The following is an 18,034-nucleotide window of genomic DNA, read 5'->3' as shown; positions in this document are numbered from 1 at the left end:
AACTACTACATGTAGTAGTTAATAAATTAATAGGTACTACATATTGTATAATTTGATAAACATCAATTATCATAAGTAAAAAATAAATTTTAAAAATTGAGTAGAAAGAATGAATAAATCAATACTAGTTACAAAACGGGATGGAAATAAAGAACCAATCAACCTTGATAAAATCCATCGGGTCATTGCGTGGGCGGCTGAGGGTTTAGACAATGTTTCCGTTTCTCAAGTTGAATTGCGTTCACATATTCAATTTTACGACGGTATTCGCACATCGGATATTCATGAAACAATTATCCGTGCGGCTGCCGACCTGATTTCACAAGAAGCCCCTGATTATCAATATTTAGCAGCGCGTTTGGCCATTTTTCATTTACGTAAAAAAGCCTATAACCAATTTACGCCCCCATCGCTATACGAACATGTTAAAAAATTGGTCGACAGTGAACATTATGATAAACACTTACTTGAAGATTATACCCGAGAAGAGTTTGAACAAATGGACAAAATGATTGACCATTGGCGAGATATGTCGTTTTCATATGCTGCAGTAAAACAGCTTGAAGGGAAGTATTTGGTACAAAATCGTGTTACTGGCCAGATTTATGAAAGTGCACAGTTTTTATATGTTTTAGTCGCAGCTTGTTTATTTGCTAACTATCCTAAAGAAACACGCCTTAACTATATTAAACGTTTTTATGATGCTGTTTCTACCTTTAAAATTTCACTGCCAACCCCCATTATGGCAGGCGTTCGTACGCCTACTCGCCAATTTAGTTCTTGTGTATTAATTGAGTGTGATGATAGCTTAGATTCAATCAATGCAACAGCCAGTGCGATTGTAAAATATGTATCACAACGCGCAGGAATTGGTATCAATGCTGGGCGAATTCGTGCCTTGGGTAGTTCAATTCGTGGTGGTGAAGCATTTCATACAGGTTGTATTCCATTTTACAAATATTTTCAAACTGCGGTTAAATCTTGTTCGCAAGGTGGTGTGCGTGGTGGTGCAGCAACCGTTTTCTATCCTCTTTGGCATTTAGAAGTTGAAAGTTTGTTAGTCTTACGTAACAATCGTGGGGTTGAAGAAAACCGTGTTCGTCATCTCGATTATGGGGTACAAATCAATAAATTAATGTATCAACGTTTAATCAAAAACGAAAATATTACCCTATTTAGTCCATCAGATGTCCCCGGACTTTATGAGGCTTTTTTTGCTGATCAAGATAAATTTGAAACGCTTTATCACCAATATGAGCAAGATGTCAATATTCGCAAACGCAAAGTTAAAGCGGTTGAACTTTTTGCATTATTAATGCAAGAACGCGCATCAACGGGACGTATTTATATCCAAAATGTCGATCACTGTAATACCCACAGCCCGTTTAATGCTCAATTGGCGCCTGTTCATCAATCTAATTTATGTATGGAAATTGCACTACCTACCAAGCCACTTAATAATGTCAACGATGAAAATGGGGAAATTGCACTTTGTACATTGTCAGCCTTTAATCTTGGCAAAATCGAATCATTAGATGACTTTGAAGAGCTTGCTGACTTAACTGTACGTGCACTTGATTCGCTACTAGATTACCAAAATTACCCCGTTCCTGCAGCTCGAAACTCTTCAATCAATCGTCGCACATTAGGCGTTGGCGTCATTAACTATGCTTATTATTTAGCAAAAAATGGCGTTAAATATTCTGATGGTAGTGCCAACAATTTAACGCATCGTACTTTTGAAGCCATGCAATATTACTTGTTAAAAGCCTCTAATAACCTTGCTAAAGAAAAGGGAGCATGCCCACTATTTAATGAAACAACTTATGCGCAAGGCATTTTACCAATCGATACTTATAAAAAAGATTTAGATACTCTTACCAAAGAGCCTTTACATTATGATTGGGAATCACTTCGAGAATCAATTAAAACTCATGGGCTACGTAATTCAACTTTATCGGCATTAATGCCATCAGAAACATCTTCACAAATATCCAATGCAACAAATGGCATTGAACCACCACGAGGATTTATTAGTGTTAAAGCTTCGAAAGATGGTATCTTAAAACAAGTTGTGCCAGATTATCATGGGCTAAAAAATTTCTACGAGCTACTTTGGCAAATTCCTAATAATACAGGGTATTTGCATTTGGTGGGAATTATGCAAAAATTTATTGACCAATCAATTTCGACTAATACCAATTATGACCCGACTAAATTCCCAAATGATAAAGTCCCAATGAAACAGTTATTGGCTGATTTATTAACTGCTTATAAGTTTGGCGTAAAAACACTTTATTATCACAATACCCGCGATGGTGCTGAAGATATTCAAGGTGATATAGCACTGACTAAAAGTGATGATGGTTGCGAAGGTGGCGCTTGTAAGATTTAACCATTATTAAAACAAAAAATAGCTACACGCTAACACTTAGTTTTTATGGGGAGTAACAAGTCATTCCCCATTTAATTTACCTTTTACACTGTCGGAAGGTAGCGGTAAAAGCAACGATAAATTAGTAGGAGTTCTTTTATGAGTATGAATTACAGTACTTTCTCGCATGTGCATAATGATCAACTCAAAGAACCGATGTTTCTTGGACAATCGGTAAATGTTGCACGTTATGATCAGCAAAAATATGAGATGTTTGAAAAGTTAATTGAAAAACAACTCTCGTTTTTCTGGCGACCAGAAGAAGTTGATATATCACAAGATCGTATTGATTATTCACACCTTCCTGAACACGAAAAGCATATTTTTATTAGTAATTTAAAATATCAAACATTACTCGATTCCATTCAAGGACGTAGTCCCAATGTTGCATTACTGCCGCTGATTTCAATTCCAGAACTTGAAACTTGGGTAGAAACATGGTCGTTTTCAGAAACTATACACTCACGTTCTTATACCCATATCATTCGTAATATTGTTAATGATCCATCGATCGTGTTTGATGATATTGTCACCAATAAAGAAATTCAAAAACGTGCAGGTGATATTGCAGGTTATTACGATGACCTTATTAGCTATGCAAGTTACTATAATTTATTTGGCGAAGGCAGACATAACATTAATAATCACACGGTTTCCATTAATTTACGTGAACTAAAAAAGAAACTTTATCTGTGCTTAATGAGTGTTAATGCACTTGAAGCTATTCGCTTTTATGTCAGTTTTGCCTGCTCATTTGCCTTTGCTGAGCGTGAACTAATGGAAGGTAACGCAAAAATCATCAAACTGATTGCTCGCGATGAAGCTCTACATTTAACTGGCACACAGTTTATGATAAATACGCTGCGTAGTGGAGAAGATGATCCCGAAATGGCAGAAATTGCCAAAGAGTGCGAACAAGATTGTTATGATCTATTTTTACAAGCCGCTAATCAAGAAAAAGAGTGGGCAGAATACCTGTTTGAAGGCGGTTCAATGATTGGCTTAAATAAAGATATATTATGCCAATATATCGAATATATTACTAATATTCGCATGCAAGCCGTAGGACTAAAATTACCCTTTGAAGTTAAATCAAATCCAATTCCATGGATCAATAACTGGCTTGTGTCTGATAATGTACAAGTAGCACCGCAAGAAGCCGAAATGAGTTCATATTTAGTTGGACAAATTGACTCTGAAATTAACGAAGAAGATTTAAGCGATTTTAAATTGTAATTTTTATATTCAGACATATACCATCCTGAAAATTTTTGACAAAAGGAACAAATTATTGTTCCTTTTTAATAATTCATATCAGTCGCTAATAATACACTTTCTACTAACTGTAACTTGACAGTCATTTAAAATAGAGTAAGGATATTGTTTAAATTTTCTCTATTTTTCTCCGACGGGGTTTCCTAAAAAAGAATTGCTTCACGGGCAACCAAGGAAACTACTATTACAATGCTCATTTTAAGTAATTATTGTTATAGAATCGGATTAGGTAAAGTATGAGCCAAACTAGAATTTATTAGGATAAAGGAATAGCTGAAATTTTTTCATATATTAAAAACTCATATTATTCATGATATGTTATTATCAAACACGGAGGAAGGAAGGAAGAAATAAATTACTATTTGAATATATTTAAAATTATTATAAAAAGGTCGTTAGTACTCCTTCAATGACCGGTTATTACAACAACAGTATAAACACTTGTATGACTAAAAGAAGTAATTTATACAGGCAAATTCTATCTGATATTTTGGTGAGTATCACCTTACACAATTTATTTTAATTGGGAAAGGAAACGACCACCCGATTATTAATTGAGATCATCAAATATTAAATAAAGCTAATCATGTAATCGCTTAGAGTAACAACAACACAACCGACTCTGGCTATTCAGAAAATAAGGTCATATTGAGATATAAAAAGGATTAAAGGATTGTTTTATGACTTGGATAACAGCAAAATCAGTCACCGATCACCGTCAATCATCAAAAGTAACCACTAAAATCAGGACGGGTTTGAGACCATTAGAAAATATTTTAATTCGAAGAATACCGGTTAATTTGCTGGTATCACAAGTTGGGCATTTTTGGATTGAACTTTTACATAAAGATGAAACTGAAATAGATGAGTTAATGAAAAATACATTTAAAAAGGGATTGAAAGAAAAAGACATTAATGATGAAAATGGAAATCCGCTACAACACTCGACCAAAGCCAACAATTTTAGAGAAAGTTATGGTTGGTATCCAGTGCAAATGAAAATCCAACTACTAAATATTTTTATTGACAAGAGAATAGTATCAAGTGACGGTATTTTAAACGGCGACCATGCTCAAAGACGAAAAGAAGATGAGGAAGAAACATTAACCGAATTAACTCATACAAAAGATCGGAAAGCTGGGCGCAAATCAAATAATAATGAATATTCTAGTCGTGCCTTTGATCCGCATCAAAGTAATCGTTTTCATCCTGAGAAAATTAAATTTACCTCTCACCCTTATGTGTTGCCTAGTGATACGCGAAGCGATGAAGAGATATTTAATGAAATTAGAGCATTTGCACAAGCGTTTGAAGATGAATGGAGTTGGGGCTATGACTGTTATAAGGAAACTAATTGTCATACCTTTTTATTTTTATTGTTAGCTACCTGTAATCTGGCTGATCCTGATTGTATTGGAGAAGAACTAGATAGACATTTTAAGCGTTATAAAAAATCATTAGATAAACACTGTAAAGGCGTAAAAGAAACAACTATTAAAAGAAGAATATTAATGGAAAAGCTATTAGACATATCTGAAAATGCGAAACCAAAATAATACAAATACAACTAGTAAACCTAAATTTAAAGAAGTTGCTGATAATATGAAAAACTTAATAAAGATAAGTTTAATCCCTTTTTTATTATGGGTAGGAACTTTTCAATATGTTTTAGCCGAGGTAAAAATGAATAACCAACACGTTCAAATAATAAAAAATTTAAAAAAACAAGGCATTATTCCGAATAAAGTCTATTTTCAACATGATTTTATGCTCTTTATCGATAATCAAGATAGCTTTCCTGAAAAAGATTTATTTTCGTCAGTAAATGGTTTAGAAACCAATCCAAAGATGTATAAAATGGCGACTCAAAATATTTCTCAAGTAAAATTAAATGAAAACTATCAATATAGCGATATATTTCAACGTGAACGCAATATTATTGAAATTATGTATCCGTCTGATTCTTTTCAGTCATTAGAAGATGGAGTTTATTTTTATACGTTAGATGAAAATAAACAATTACATAAACAAGCTTCATTTGAAAAGGTATTTGAGCTACCTTGCTATTTACGGGTTGAAAAAAAACATGGCATTGTGGTCAGTACCCAAAAAAGATGTTTAACATCTATAAATCATTATACTTATGATTATTGGGCCAATAATAACTTAAAGAATCTTAAATTAGAAATGTATGATACAAATCATAATATTATTTATTCTTCTGAAATATGGTTTGATGAAAATACTGGATTAATGTCTAAAGCGATTAAAAGAAATATCAAAACAGGACGTTATATCATTGAATCCTATATTAGACAGAATGGTATCTATGAAATTGATAATTATTTTGATAATCAAGACGTTAAGACTAATCACGTAATTTATTATGAAAAACCAAAGCGTATAGAAAATCAAATCTTAAATAAAGATGGCAACGTGATTAAAACCAAAAGCCAAAAGCCGGAAGAAATCTTCGATTTTGAAAAGGATCTCGATGAGCCCTATCCTTACAATAAATTAATCATGGATGTGCAAAAAAGTAATGCACTGTTAACTGGTTCGATGTTTGAACATAGTATGGGTGATAATAATCAATATGACAGTGAAGCTGCAAATAGAGCTCAATATTTAGGTATTAAGCCCCATCAAGTTTATTACCATCAATTGCCCTTCCCCAATTTTATGGTTGAACGTTACAAAAATTTTCCCCATCAGGCACCATTAACGTTAATTGAAGCCGAAAACCAATTCCCACTTGATAAATACAGCGATTTAATTCAAGTAGAAATAGGAGATAATTATCAGTATAAAAAAATTAACAAAATAAAATGGCAACAATCACCAATCTCATTACCTTTAGCGCAGTTTAAATCATTAGAAAATGGTATATATTTTTATACACTAGCGAATAAAGACCAATTAACTCCACTAGATAGCGTAGAACAGGCGGTTAGCCTCCCCTCTTATATCCGTGTTGAAAAAGAAATGGGCAAAATCGTATCAATATTACAAAAAACACGAGTACAGTGGCTATCAACTGAATTTGAATACCAGAAAAATACCCCTGTTAGCAGTAAATTGACTGTGCTTGAAAGTCATCTGGTGCCAAAGTTAGTTATAGAGACCGAGTATGAAAAAGGCAGTTATGTGCCGTTATCTCAAGTTATCAAAAATACCCAAGGAATCACTATCAGAACATTCATACACTGTAAAAAGCAGAAAATTACTGCAATGTTAGACAGATTTAATGAACAAGGTATTAAAACTAATCATATTGAAATATCGAGTGAAGGAGATATCGAGAACCAATATCTTGATAAGAATGGCAACGTGTTATTTACCACTAATGAAATTAAAGACCAAAATAACCCACAACTCTACGATAACTTACCTTTCAATCCTGATGGTTTTGAAATGATATTGTTTGAACATTTTTAATGACAAAATGGAAACTAAATAATTTAAATAGGGTACGTTAATCAACTTCATTCTAAGTAATAACAAACTGTTGCTTGACAGCAACACTAAATCGGGTAAGGATATCAATAAATTTCCTTTGTTTTAATGTTATTACTATGAATGAGACCCGCTTATCATACCCTATTTCTCCCCTTGATTTTAGCGATGACCAAATAAATGTTAGTTACCTCAAACAACAACTTGATGATTTTCAACAATGGTCTAAGTCTCAATTTGAGCAACAAGCCGATATTGATATATTAGTGCATTTACGCAGTCAATTTATCGACCATTTACTTGAGCGCTTATGGTGTTTTTACCAAATTCCTAAACATGTCTCTTCTTTTTTTAAACGCAATCGCATCGCTTTGGTTGCCGTTGGGGGCTATGGTCGGGCTGAATTGCATCCATTGTCAGATATTGATATTTTGATACTAAGTGATTATCCATTGACTAAAGAGATTGAAAAACAGATCGGTGATTTGGTTCGCTTGTTATGGGATTTACATTTAGATATAGGTCACAGTGTTAGAACATTGAGAATTTGCTTGCAAGAAGCGAAAAATGATATCACCATAATGACTAATTTAATTGAATCAAGACTTATTTCGGGCAATCAATTACTATTAGATGAATTACACAAACAAATTTTTAGCGATAAGATATGGCCTTCTCGTGCTTTTTATCAAGCAAAAATTAAAGAACAACAAAACCGCCACCAGCAGTATCACAGTACCTCTTATAATCTAGAACCTGATTTGAAAAATAGTCCTGGCGGATTACGCGATATGCAGATAATCCAATGGATCGCCATTCGCCATTTTGGTGGTGAATTTTTACAAAAAATGGCTGACTTCAATTATTTAACCCCTGAAGATATTGAAGACTTCAAAACTTGCCGTAAATTTTTATGGCGAATGCGTTTTGCCTTACACTGCGTGATCTCACGTTATGATAACCGCTTACTTTTTGATCGGCAGCTTAGCATTGCCAATATGTTAGGTTACAAAGGCGAAGGTAACACACCAGTAGAAAAAATGATGCACGACTACTATCGTGTCGCTCACAACATTACTGAACTCAATCAGATGTTATTACAACTGTTTTATGAATCGATACTTGAGCATAACCCAAAAAATAAACCTTATGATATTGATGAATATTTTCAAATTAGAGAAAACTTAATTGATATAAAAGAGGATAACCTCTTTAAAAAAGATCCTGTCTTGATTATGCAGCTTTTTTATACTATTTTGCTTAATCCACAAATTACAGGGCTTTATTCAAACACCATTAGGCAGTTACGTTCGGCAAGAAGAAAATTAAAAGCTTTGCTATGTGAAGATCCTAAATCGCGGCAAATTTTTATGATGATCATCAAACACCCTAACGCAATAAAAAAAGCCATTTTACCCATGCATCAATATGGCATATTAGCCGCATATATTCCAGACTGGAAGCATATCGCTGGCATGATGCAATTTGATCTTTTTCATGCTTATACCGTTGATGAACATACCATTCGATTGCTAATTGAATTAGATAACCTAAAAACAGATAGCGGCAAACAAAAGCATCCTAATAGTTCGAGAGTATTTGCTAAATTATCCAAACCAGAACTACTCATTATCACAGGTCTATTTCATGATATAGGTAAAGGTCGACATGGTGATCATTCTGAAATAGGTGCACAGCTCGTTGAAAAATTTTGTCAATTACACCAGCTAGATGCCAAAGATACCGATTTAATTATTTGGTTAGTACGCTATCACTTACTGATGTCGGTAACCGCACAAAGTCGCGATTTGCAAGATCCCGCAGTGATTCGAGAGTTCATTCAACAAGTAAAAAGTAAGCGTCGCTTACAGTATTTGCTCTGTTTAACTATTGCCGATGTTTGTGCAACCAATGAAACGCTTTGGAATAGCTGGAAGCAAAGCCTAATGCGTGAGCTCTATTTTACCGCAATGCGATCTTTTGATTCAGGTATCCACCAAATTCCAGAGCAACGAAGTATTGCAAGGCAACACAAACAAGACGCACTCGCGACTTTACTCAAACAAAATTACGATGAATGGCAAATCAAGAATTTTTGGCAAGACTGTCGAGTTGACTACTTTCTGCGGTATACAACAGAACAAATTGTTATACATGCTCAAAATTTATTACATCATGATTTAACGCAAACCTTAGTGTTAATCAATCCAAACCCATACCATGGTGGCAGTGAGATTTTTATTTATTCGCCAGATAGGCCTTATCTATTTGCAACTGTTTGTAATACACTCAGTATGCATAATTTAACTATTCATGATGCACTCATTATTACCAATAAAAAAGGCTTTGCCCTTGATACATTTATTGTACTTGAACCAAATGGGCAAACAGTGCAAGAAGATCGGCATCAAGGTATTATCAAAGCTCTAGGAAAGGCACTACAACACCCCGTTTATCAAGGGGTGGCAATTAAACCACCAAAGAAAAGATTGCAATCTTTTTCTGTACCAACACAAGTCAATTTTTTATCCGCTTTCAATGAAAAGCAAACGTATATGGAACTCATTGCCTTAGATATGCCTGGATTACTTGCTTGTGTCGGCGAAATATTTGCTCATTTAGATTTATCATTACGGAGTGCTAAAATTGCCACTATTGGTGAACATATTGAAGATCTATTTATCTTAACTGATAAATACAACAATGCACTGGATGATACTACCTGTAATCAATTACGAGAATCAATCGTAACCACCATTGATTCAATGAACTAATTAACCCAATTAAAGACATCGCTTATGCAATTTTTTATTATTTTGTTTCCCATTTTTGCTATTTTTATTGTCGGATTTATCGCACAAAAAGCCTTAAAATTTGATGTTGCTAATCTATCGAAAATGTCACTTTATGTGTTATCCCCATTTTTAGCATTTAAAACATTTTATACGCATACGTTAACTGCCGATTATCTATTTTATATCTGTTATATTTTTGGTCTCTGTTTTTCATTAGTCCTTATCATCTCCATTTGGTCTATGATGATGAAATATTCAACCAAAGAGCGCTGCGCTATGATTTTAAGTGCATGCTTTATGAATAATGGCAACTACGGTACCCCTGTACTTTTAGTTTTTTTTGGCTCGGTGGGATTTGACCTTGGCGTAATTATGATGGTATTACAACAATTTGTAATGAGCACAGTTGGCATCTATTATGCAGCAAAAGGGAGTGTGCGTAGTGATATTGTCAGTCAAAAAGATGTCATCAATAAAGTTATCCGCATGCCTGTGGCTTATGGTGCTTTATTAGGTATGCTTTTTCAGTTATGCCATATTCCTTTGTCCAAATCCATCATGACATCCATTGGCATGATTGGCGACTCATCAATCGTTGTAATTATGATTATTTTGGGAATGCAATTAGCCAAAATCAAGATCCAACAACTGGATTATCCTAAACTTTCATTTTCATTACTCACCCGAATGATTATTTCACCGCTAGTTGCATTTGGCATGGTCTATTTTATGCCTATTTTGCCGATTTATAAGCAAATATTAATCGTATTAGCCGCTATGCCAAGTGCCGCCAATACAACACTCATGTCAGTACAGTTTGATACTCATCCCGAACTGGTATCAAGTGCAACCTTAGTTAGTACATTATTGAGCTTAATCACATTACCTATTGTCCTGTGGCTTGTTGGCGCGCCAATACCGTTTTAATCGTCAAAGCGCTCTCTAGTCAGAAAGCGTTGTGCCAGATAATTTAAAATCTGGTTTGAAGTCGCTAAAATCATTGCCCACACTTTACCTTTTATAAAAAATAAAACAGCGGGTAATTAATCCTTACCTAGCCACTCTTTTTCAAACTGATTGACAAACTCAACCAAAAAATGATGCCGTTGCTCAGCTAGCTTTTTAGCTATTGGGGTATTCATCTTATCTTTAAGCAAAAAAAGTTTTTCATAAAAATGATTAATAACGGTATTGGGTTGTTTATAATTATCTTCATTCAATGCAGTTCGTGGTGAAATATCAGGATCGTACATAATATGATGTTTATTGCCACCATAATAAAAGGTGCGAGCAATACCAATTGCCCCCAATGCATCTAAGCGATCAGCATCTTGCACAATTTGCCCTTCTAATGATAATGTTTTTTTCTGATTAAGATTTTTTCGATATGACATATTTTCAATAATGTCAAAAATCATTTTAATTTCGCTATCGGTTAACGCCTGTAATATTAAATAATCACGCAACTCAATGATAGCTTGATTCACATCAGCAACCACTTTTTCATCAATCACGTCATGTAAATAGGCACTCACAATCACAATAAAACCATTCGCTTTTGGCTCATACTTTAAAATCTGCTCGGCCAATCTCACCACTCGCTCAATATGCGCCATATCATGACCCGAAAAGTCATTAGCTAATTTTTGTTTAACAAAAGCTTGTATGGCTTGAATAACATCCACTTGTTGATTATTTCTTTGATTATTCATAACTTAATTTCACTAATTTAATTTACACAAACTGATTTTCCATACAAACAAATACTAGTTTACTCATAATTGGAGTATACAAGAAGATTATAAAAACAAGGCTTCAAGCGAGATTTGTTCTATTTTTATGCTACCAATGGTAGGGACTTTCTCAACATTGGGAAATACCTTTATTTATTTTATGTGCGCTATTAGTTCAAATAACCCACTAAAAAGCGAATTGTTTTTTCAACAATCTAAAAGAATATAAAGTTCCTTTTTCATATTTCACTTACCAATAAAATAAATTATTTTCTTCTTACTCTAACTTTGCCTCTGATAATAGCACACCGCAAAGCGTAAACAATGTTCCAATGGCGGCAATCGAAGTAAAAGACTGGTTCAAAATCACAACTGCTGCAATAATAATTAGAAGCTGTTGTGTAGGTTAATGCAATATTTTCACACAAAAAGTAACAAGTCACACCACAAAGCCCTGCGCATAAAAACATACACTCTTGCTTAATGCCCTGCCAAGCAAAAAAACGTGGCGATAAGAACCACAGGACTATATAGCCAAGAGAAAATCGAAAAAACAAAATCTCAATTGGTTTAAAATCAATTAATAATATCTTAGTCGCGATAAATGTTGTTCCCCAAAGAAACACTGTCATTAATGCAATTAGGTGCCCTTGTGTCCTTTTTGAAAATAAAATAATTCTCTCTGCTTACTTAACTAATTCGAAATCAAAACACGATTTATAGCCTAAACTATGATTAAAAATAGAGTATTCAAAATAATTTTACATATTTTTTGAAAAGTCTTGATAACGAAACAAGGCACTATTTAGATAATCAAAATTTTAGCAATAATTAAAAGCACTAATGCAAAGTAATTAATAATAACTAAATGGGAAACTTAATAAATTGCTTAAGCGGAAAAATACAAGACAAAAAAAATCCACTCAAATATTCGAGTGGAGGGCAAAAAATGAAAAACGTAATCTGTTAATATAGACAGATTAAACGGCAAAAAGTTCAATTTAATTTCATATATTTTTTAATATTTAACTAAATAATAAATAACATATTGATTTTAAACATTAATTATTTTTTAAATATTTAAAAATAGTTATAAATATTATAAACCTTACTCATTGTCATTAATCAAAATAATCAGACGGTAATATACCTAATTTATAAAAAACGCGGTTATGCCTCATCGCCATGAAAGTACATATCTCTTTCTGCCCTCTCTTTCGTTTGTTGGCAAGCAAGTTTAGTGAGTTTTTGATTGATACACTGGTTATCACACGATTTAACAAATAGAGACTGTCAAGTCCAGTTAATCACGATAAGGTATAGAATCCTGAATATTTTTCACAAAAATATAGCCTAAAAAAGTAAATAGTCAGCTTACCGCCTTAATTTATCATCAATCGAGTTTTCTTTCTCACGTTATAAATGGACGGATTGCTGACCATAAAACCTTTAGCCAAATCAGTGATGGTTATTTTTCTTTATGATATAAGGGCAGATCGCTTAATAGCGATACAGCATTAGTTTTGTTTTTATATCTATTTATGACAGTCGCTCCTCAAATTACGGTAAATAACGCGATTAATTCCTAAGCCTAATTTAGCTGTTACAAACTTTATTTTTATACTGAAACACATAGTTATCTGAAACTTTTTTACAAACTTAAAATGGGTAAATTTTGATTAAATAGCAATCCTAAAACGATCGCGATATACTCTACTCAAAAATCGAGCTAACTCAGCCGTTGGCTAACTTGTATTCCGTCTTGAATTCACCTATAATGCCCTGATATTGTGCTTAGGTACAATTCACAATTGGGGCTGATTCTGGATTCGACGGGATTTGCGAAACCCAAGGTGCATGCCGAGGTGCGGTAGGCCTCGTAAATAAACCGCAAAAAAATAGTCGCAAACGACGAAAACTACGCACTAGCAGCTTAATAACCTGTTATAGAGCCTTCTCTCCCTAGCCTCCGCTCGTAGGACGGGGATCAAGAGGAGTCAAACCCAAACGAGATCGTGTGGAAGCCTTGCTTGGGGCGGAAGCATTAAACTTAATCAAGCTAGTCTATCAGTGGCGTGTTTGTTCGCAGCGGGTAGATGAAATTCAAAAACAAACTACGCATGTAGTACCGAGGATGTAGAGATTTCGGACGCGGGTTCAACTCCCGCCAGCTCCACCACTTCAATATTCCGTAATATTCTTTTACCCCCCACTAAAGCACATAAAACCCAGTAAGAACAAGCGTTAGAGACAGTTTTATCACTCTGTAAGTATCAACTAGATACATTTACAACCAAAATTTTAGGTATATGCTTAGTTATACAGGTAGTATATAACTAAAAATCGTATAACGACCTCATCGACAGATACTCAACCCAAAACAGCCAAACCATAGGGTAAAGATTATTTATTGACGACGATAACGGATGATATTTAATGATTGGAGACTTGAACTTATAAATCTCTCCTAGAACATATCTTTATATATAATTTTAAGATATTCTTCTAAAGAAATGCAAAAAAGAAATTTTAGTATTTAGTCACTGTAACTTGAAAATAAGATAATATTTTTTAATTGAATTCTGTAAGTTACCAAATTTTGTTATAATTACAGCTAGCCCAAAAGCTCAATTGATTAGTATAATCACCGCTCTCTAACAACCAAACTGCCTGATATTTTTCCCATTTATCGTTGCGGGCTTGGGTTTTATTTGTTTTGCTGAATCAGTTGATTTACCGGAATATACTTCCACTTGATTTAATCGAATAAAAGAACTGGTGTGAGCGATATCTTCTGGCAAGATTAACCCATTAATTTTATTCGTATCATAGCCTTTTTTAGACACTTCCCAGCCTTCAGGCAAAACTTATACTTCATAGCGTTCCCTAACCCAACCAAAATATTTTTTTAATTAAATTTTTTATGATAATTAGCCTATAAAATAAGCTAACTTAATTTTTACCATTAAAATTATGGTGTTTAAAAAAATCTTGGTTAGTTTTTTGGGGGATTGTTTGTAAAGGTAAGTAAGGGAAAAGACATATTAAGCTTTGGAGAAAGCTTTAAGGGATTGATATTTTTTTGATTTTTGTAAAAAAACAACAAAATAAAAATATAATAAAATCAATACGCTACCTGACTGTTTTTATAGTTTTCGGGTTTGGGTGACGGTATTTGACTATAACTTGTGTGATTGGGTTTCGGACGTTTTAAGCTTTTTGTGGTGGAATCAATAGCAACAGTGACAGTGACAACAGTCGAGTTAAGAAAGTAGCAAATTCCTTAACACCCCACACTTTGGCTACGGAATGTGGCCGACTTATATTTACTCGTATCATCCTGATACTCGCCTCTTTGATGCCTTCTTCACTTTGCTCAGATGTTCAAATTTATTTCTAACAAAACCCAAACTCACCAAACATCCATACTTGCCGTGCTAACCTCGCTTAGTTGTCAACGCATTCTAGCGCGGTTAAAGGGGGGGGGGGACATATTGACCTTACAATATTATGAGAATATTTTTTAATAAAAAACCGTTCATTTATCAAGTTGATTTTAATTAATATTTTAAAATAACAACAATGATAACATTCAATCCAATTGTGATCATTTAAATTTCTTTTAGCAACTCATTAATTTGATAATAAAATCAAGAAAATTAAATAGATATCACAAAAAACGTGGTTTTAAGCGTATTTGTTGTAACAACGAAATAAATAAGTGGGTATTTTAAGATACAAAAAAAACCTGCTATATGCAGGCTTTAGGAATTTGGAAATTGGCTCCTCCAACAGGACTTGAACCTGTGACATACGGATTAACAGTCCGCCGTTCTACCGACTGAACTATGGAGGAACATTTAACGCAGGAGATATTAACGTTCTATAATGATTATGTCAATCTGAAATACATTAATTAAATTCAACTGCTCAGCTTGTAATCAAATCAAACTATAGATATGCTAAAATAAAAAGATATATTATTAACAGATAAAATAACAATTATGAAAAAAAATATTTGTGTTTTTTGTGGCGCTAGTGAAGGAAGCCAACTAGAATATCGTACCCAAGCTGAACAATTAGGCAAAACTTTGGCTGAACAAAACCGGCGACTAATTTATGGTGGTGGCAATAAAGGCTTAATGGGTGTGATCGCTAATGCGGTATTAGCTCATGGTGGTGAGGTGATTGGTATTATTCCTGAACGTTTAGTCAAAGCCGAAACAGCTCACCACGGTATCACTCGTTTAGAAGTGGTAGATAATATGCATCAACGCAAAGCAAGACTTTCTGAGCTTGCCGATGGCTTTATTGCAATGCCGGGCGGAACAGGTACGCTAGAAGAGGTTTTTGAAGTCTGGACGGGGATGCAAATCGGTTATCACGAAAAGCCGGTGGCTTTATTTAATCCAGCTGAATTTTGGCAGCCTATGCTCAATTTTTTACAACATGCTGTGAATGAAGGGTTTGTTCGAGATAGTTTTTATAAAACATTAATCGTTTCGGAAGATCCTCAATCGATATTACAACAAATAGATCACTTTATTCCTAAAGATTTACAGCGTTGGGTAAAAAAATAACGTATTGATGATAAAAAACGCCATCATTTGATGGCGTTTTTTATTAATATTATCAATATTAAGCTACAGTTGTAGATTCTGGCTCTGGTTGTTTAATAAATGCATAAGCTACACCAGCAACAACAGCACCAACAACGATAGATAACAAGTAGCCACCCACTGGTTTAACCACACCTGGAATGGCTAAGGCAAATAACCCACCATGTGGCGTCATTAATGTTGAACCAAAGGCTAAAGCCATGCCACCAGTAATTGCCCCACCAATAATACAACATGGGATAACACGTAATGGATCACGAGCAGCAAATGGAATTGCCCCTTCGGATATAAAGCATAAGCCTAATACCAATGAAGCTTTACCACTTTCTTGTTCAGTTTTAGCAAATTTTTTGCTCGCAATAAGTGTTGCTAAGCCCATCGCTAAAGGTGGAACCATACCACCAGCCATAACCGCTGCCATTGGTGCATAAACTTGTGCTGAAATTAAACCAGTACCAAATGCGTAAGCAACTTTATTAATTGGCCCCCCCATATCAGTACACATCATTCCGCCTAAAATAGCCCCCAATATAACCGCATTCGCCGTACCCATTGAGTTTAACCATACTGTTACAACGTTCATTAACCATGCAATAGGGGTACCAACAATAAATTGCATCACAAGGCCTGTAATAAGCGTTGCAAATAGTGGTACAATGAGTATCGGTTTTAATGCCTCTAGCGTTTTTGGTAATGGTAAATATTTTGTGATTAATAGCGCCAAATAACCAGCAAAGTAACCAATAATAATCCCACCTAAAAAACCTGCACCAGTTGATACCGCAAGTAAACCACCCACAAGCCCCGGTGCAAGCCCAGGTCTATCAGCAATAGAATAAGCAATATAACCTGAAAGCAATGGCACCATAAGTGAGAAAGCAAGCCCTCCAATTTGAGCTAAATGCGGTTCACCTATTAATTTTTGCACCCCTTCAACCATTTCAAATGAACCAAAAGCAAATGAAAGCGCAATAATCAAACCACCTGCAACCACCATTGGTAACATGTAAGACACGCCAGTTAATAGATGTTGATAAACACCTTTTTTCTCATTACTTGCCTTAGCTGTTGAGGAGTTTGCTATTGGCTGATAAACCGTTGCTTCTTCAAATGCTTTATCAAATTCTTGTGCTGTTTTTTTCAGGGCAGGGCCTGTTTTGGTGCGATAAAGTTTTTTACCCGCAAATTTACTTAAGTCGACATCGATATCACAAGCAGCAATAACCACATCGGCAGAGGCGACTTCTTCTGGCGTTAATTCATTACCCACACCAACTGAACCACGAGTTTCAACTTTACACCACCAACCCCGTTTTTTGGCTTCTTCTTCAATGGCTTCTGCCGCCATAAAAGTATGCGCAACGCCGGTTGGACAAGCAGTAACAGCAACAATGCGTTTTACACCATGACTTGGCATGGATGTTGGTGTCACTTCAGCAGATTGTTCATAAACACTCGCTTTACTTTGTGCATCAGTTAAAATTTGTTTTGGATTAGCAAAAAGCTGATTTAAGTCTTCAACAACATAAACTTTTTTACCCGCCACTGCTTTATCGCTAATGGTTCCCGAGCCAACAGCAACAATAACATCTGCTGATACAGCACTGTCAACGACATTTAAATTTAAGGCATTTGCTGCTAAAGCTAATTCTGCTTTAGCTAAACGTCCATTAACTGGACCTGCATGACTACCTTCAATAATATATATATTCATGAATACTC

The 18,034-nt window shown here is 34.5% G+C and carries 11 protein-coding genes, 1 tRNA gene and 1 other RNA gene; 8 read left to right on the top strand and 5 right to left on the bottom strand.

All coding sequences use genetic code 11. From position 1 onward, the window contains the following. The first annotated feature begins 109 nt into the window (after nt 1-109). From nrdA to A9G22_RS03235, 6 genes are all read left to right on the top strand, one after another. Nucleotides 110-2,395, top strand: a complete 2,286-nt coding sequence (gene nrdA, locus A9G22_RS03260; RefSeq protein ID WP_075508348.1) for a class 1a ribonucleoside-diphosphate reductase subunit alpha — start codon at nt 110-112, stop codon at nt 2,393-2,395. 144 nt (nt 2,396-2,539) lie between these two features. Beyond that, the gene (nrdB, locus tag A9G22_RS03255) at nt 2,540-3,670 is read left to right on the top strand and encodes a class Ia ribonucleoside-diphosphate reductase subunit beta (RefSeq protein ID WP_075508371.1); all 1,131 of its coding nucleotides are present in this window, start codon (nt 2,540-2,542) and stop codon (nt 3,668-3,670) included. 719 nt (nt 3,671-4,389) lie between these two features. Continuing rightward, nucleotides 4,390-5,265, top strand: a complete 876-nt coding sequence (locus A9G22_RS03250; RefSeq protein WP_065587540.1) for a hypothetical protein — start codon at nt 4,390-4,392, stop codon at nt 5,263-5,265. 127 nt (nt 5,266-5,392) lie between these two features. Beyond that, complete coding sequence (locus A9G22_RS03245; RefSeq protein ID WP_141669957.1) at nt 5,393-7,147, top strand: hypothetical protein; 1,755 nt, start codon at nt 5,393-5,395, stop codon at nt 7,145-7,147. A gap of 137 nt (nt 7,148-7,284) precedes the next feature. Next, the gene (glnD, locus tag A9G22_RS03240; RefSeq protein WP_075508346.1) at nt 7,285-9,939 is read left to right on the top strand and encodes a bifunctional uridylyltransferase/uridylyl-removing protein GlnD; all 2,655 of its coding nucleotides are present in this window, start codon (nt 7,285-7,287) and stop codon (nt 9,937-9,939) included. Nucleotides 9,940-9,963: 24 nt separating this feature from the next. After that, nucleotides 9,964-10,887, top strand: coding sequence for an AEC family transporter (locus tag A9G22_RS03235; RefSeq protein WP_075508345.1), 924 nt, complete (start codon nt 9,964-9,966; stop codon nt 10,885-10,887). Nucleotides 10,888-11,003: 116 nt separating this feature from the next. On the opposite strand, the gene A9G22_RS03230 is transcribed toward A9G22_RS03235, so the two are convergent. Continuing rightward, the gene (locus tag A9G22_RS03230) at nt 11,004-11,645 is read right to left on the bottom strand and encodes an HD domain-containing protein (RefSeq protein WP_176700219.1); all 642 of its coding nucleotides are present in this window, start codon (nt 11,643-11,645) and stop codon (nt 11,004-11,006) included. 314 nt (nt 11,646-11,959) lie between these two features. Further along, nucleotides 11,960-12,334, bottom strand: a complete 375-nt coding sequence (locus A9G22_RS11065; protein ID WP_255314938.1) for a DMT family transporter — start codon at nt 12,332-12,334, stop codon at nt 11,960-11,962. 1,172 nt (nt 12,335-13,506) lie between these two features. Between A9G22_RS11065 and ssrA the strand changes: the two genes are divergently transcribed. After that, nucleotides 13,507-13,872, top strand: a transfer-messenger RNA (tmRNA) gene (ssrA, locus tag A9G22_RS03225). Between the two features lie 475 nt (nt 13,873-14,347). On the opposite strand, the gene A9G22_RS03220 is transcribed toward ssrA, so the two are convergent. Further along, nucleotides 14,348-14,557 carry a hypothetical protein gene (locus A9G22_RS03220; RefSeq protein ID WP_141669956.1) on the bottom strand — a complete coding sequence of 70 codons (210 nt, stop codon included), beginning with the start codon at nt 14,555-14,557 and terminating at the stop codon, nt 14,348-14,350. 916 nt (nt 14,558-15,473) lie between these two features. Further along, nucleotides 15,474-15,549, bottom strand: a tRNA-Asn gene (locus A9G22_RS03215). Between the two features lie 148 nt (nt 15,550-15,697). Here A9G22_RS03215 and A9G22_RS03210 point away from each other — a divergent pair. Further along, nucleotides 15,698-16,273 carry a TIGR00730 family Rossman fold protein gene (locus A9G22_RS03210; RefSeq protein ID WP_065587534.1) on the top strand — a complete coding sequence of 192 codons (576 nt, stop codon included), beginning with the start codon at nt 15,698-15,700 and terminating at the stop codon, nt 16,271-16,273. Nucleotides 16,274-16,331: 58 nt separating this feature from the next. Here the strand turns inward: A9G22_RS03210 and fruA are convergent, their stop codons facing one another. Further along, nucleotides 16,332-18,026 (bottom strand): PTS fructose transporter subunit IIBC, encoded by a 1,695-nt coding sequence (gene fruA / locus A9G22_RS03205; protein ID WP_075508343.1) that lies wholly within the window; start codon nt 18,024-18,026, stop codon nt 16,332-16,334. Nucleotides 18,027-18,034 lie beyond the last annotated feature (8 nt).

This window comes from Gilliamella sp. App2-1, from assembly GCF_001690255.1.
Taxonomy (GTDB): domain Bacteria; phylum Pseudomonadota; class Gammaproteobacteria; order Enterobacterales; family Orbaceae; genus Gilliamella; species Gilliamella apicola_G.
The sequence above is the reverse complement of the archived record's forward strand: the minus strand, read 5'-3'. Positions and strand labels throughout refer to the sequence as shown.

What these genes read in the sequence shown, in the direction of transcription:
- nrdA (WP_075508348.1), top strand. Translation starts at nt 110, where the DNA reads ATGAATAAATCAATACTAGTTACAAAACGGGATGGAAATAAAGAACCA.
- nrdB (WP_075508371.1), top strand. Translation starts at nt 2,540, where the DNA reads ATGAATTACAGTACTTTCTCGCATGTGCATAATGATCAACTCAAAGAA.
- A9G22_RS03250 (WP_065587540.1), top strand. Translation starts at nt 4,390, where the DNA reads ATGACTTGGATAACAGCAAAATCAGTCACCGATCACCGTCAATCATCA.
- A9G22_RS03245 (WP_141669957.1), top strand. Translation starts at nt 5,393, where the DNA reads ATGAATAACCAACACGTTCAAATAATAAAAAATTTAAAAAAACAAGGC.
- glnD (WP_075508346.1), top strand. Translation starts at nt 7,285, where the DNA reads ATGAATGAGACCCGCTTATCATACCCTATTTCTCCCCTTGATTTTAGC.
- A9G22_RS03235 (WP_075508345.1), top strand. Translation starts at nt 9,964, where the DNA reads ATGCAATTTTTTATTATTTTGTTTCCCATTTTTGCTATTTTTATTGTC.
- A9G22_RS03210 (WP_065587534.1), top strand. Translation starts at nt 15,698, where the DNA reads ATGAAAAAAAATATTTGTGTTTTTTGTGGCGCTAGTGAAGGAAGCCAA.
- fruA (WP_075508343.1), bottom strand. Translation starts at nt 18,026, where the DNA reads ATGAATATATATATTATTGAAGGTAGTCATGCAGGTCCAGTTAATGGA.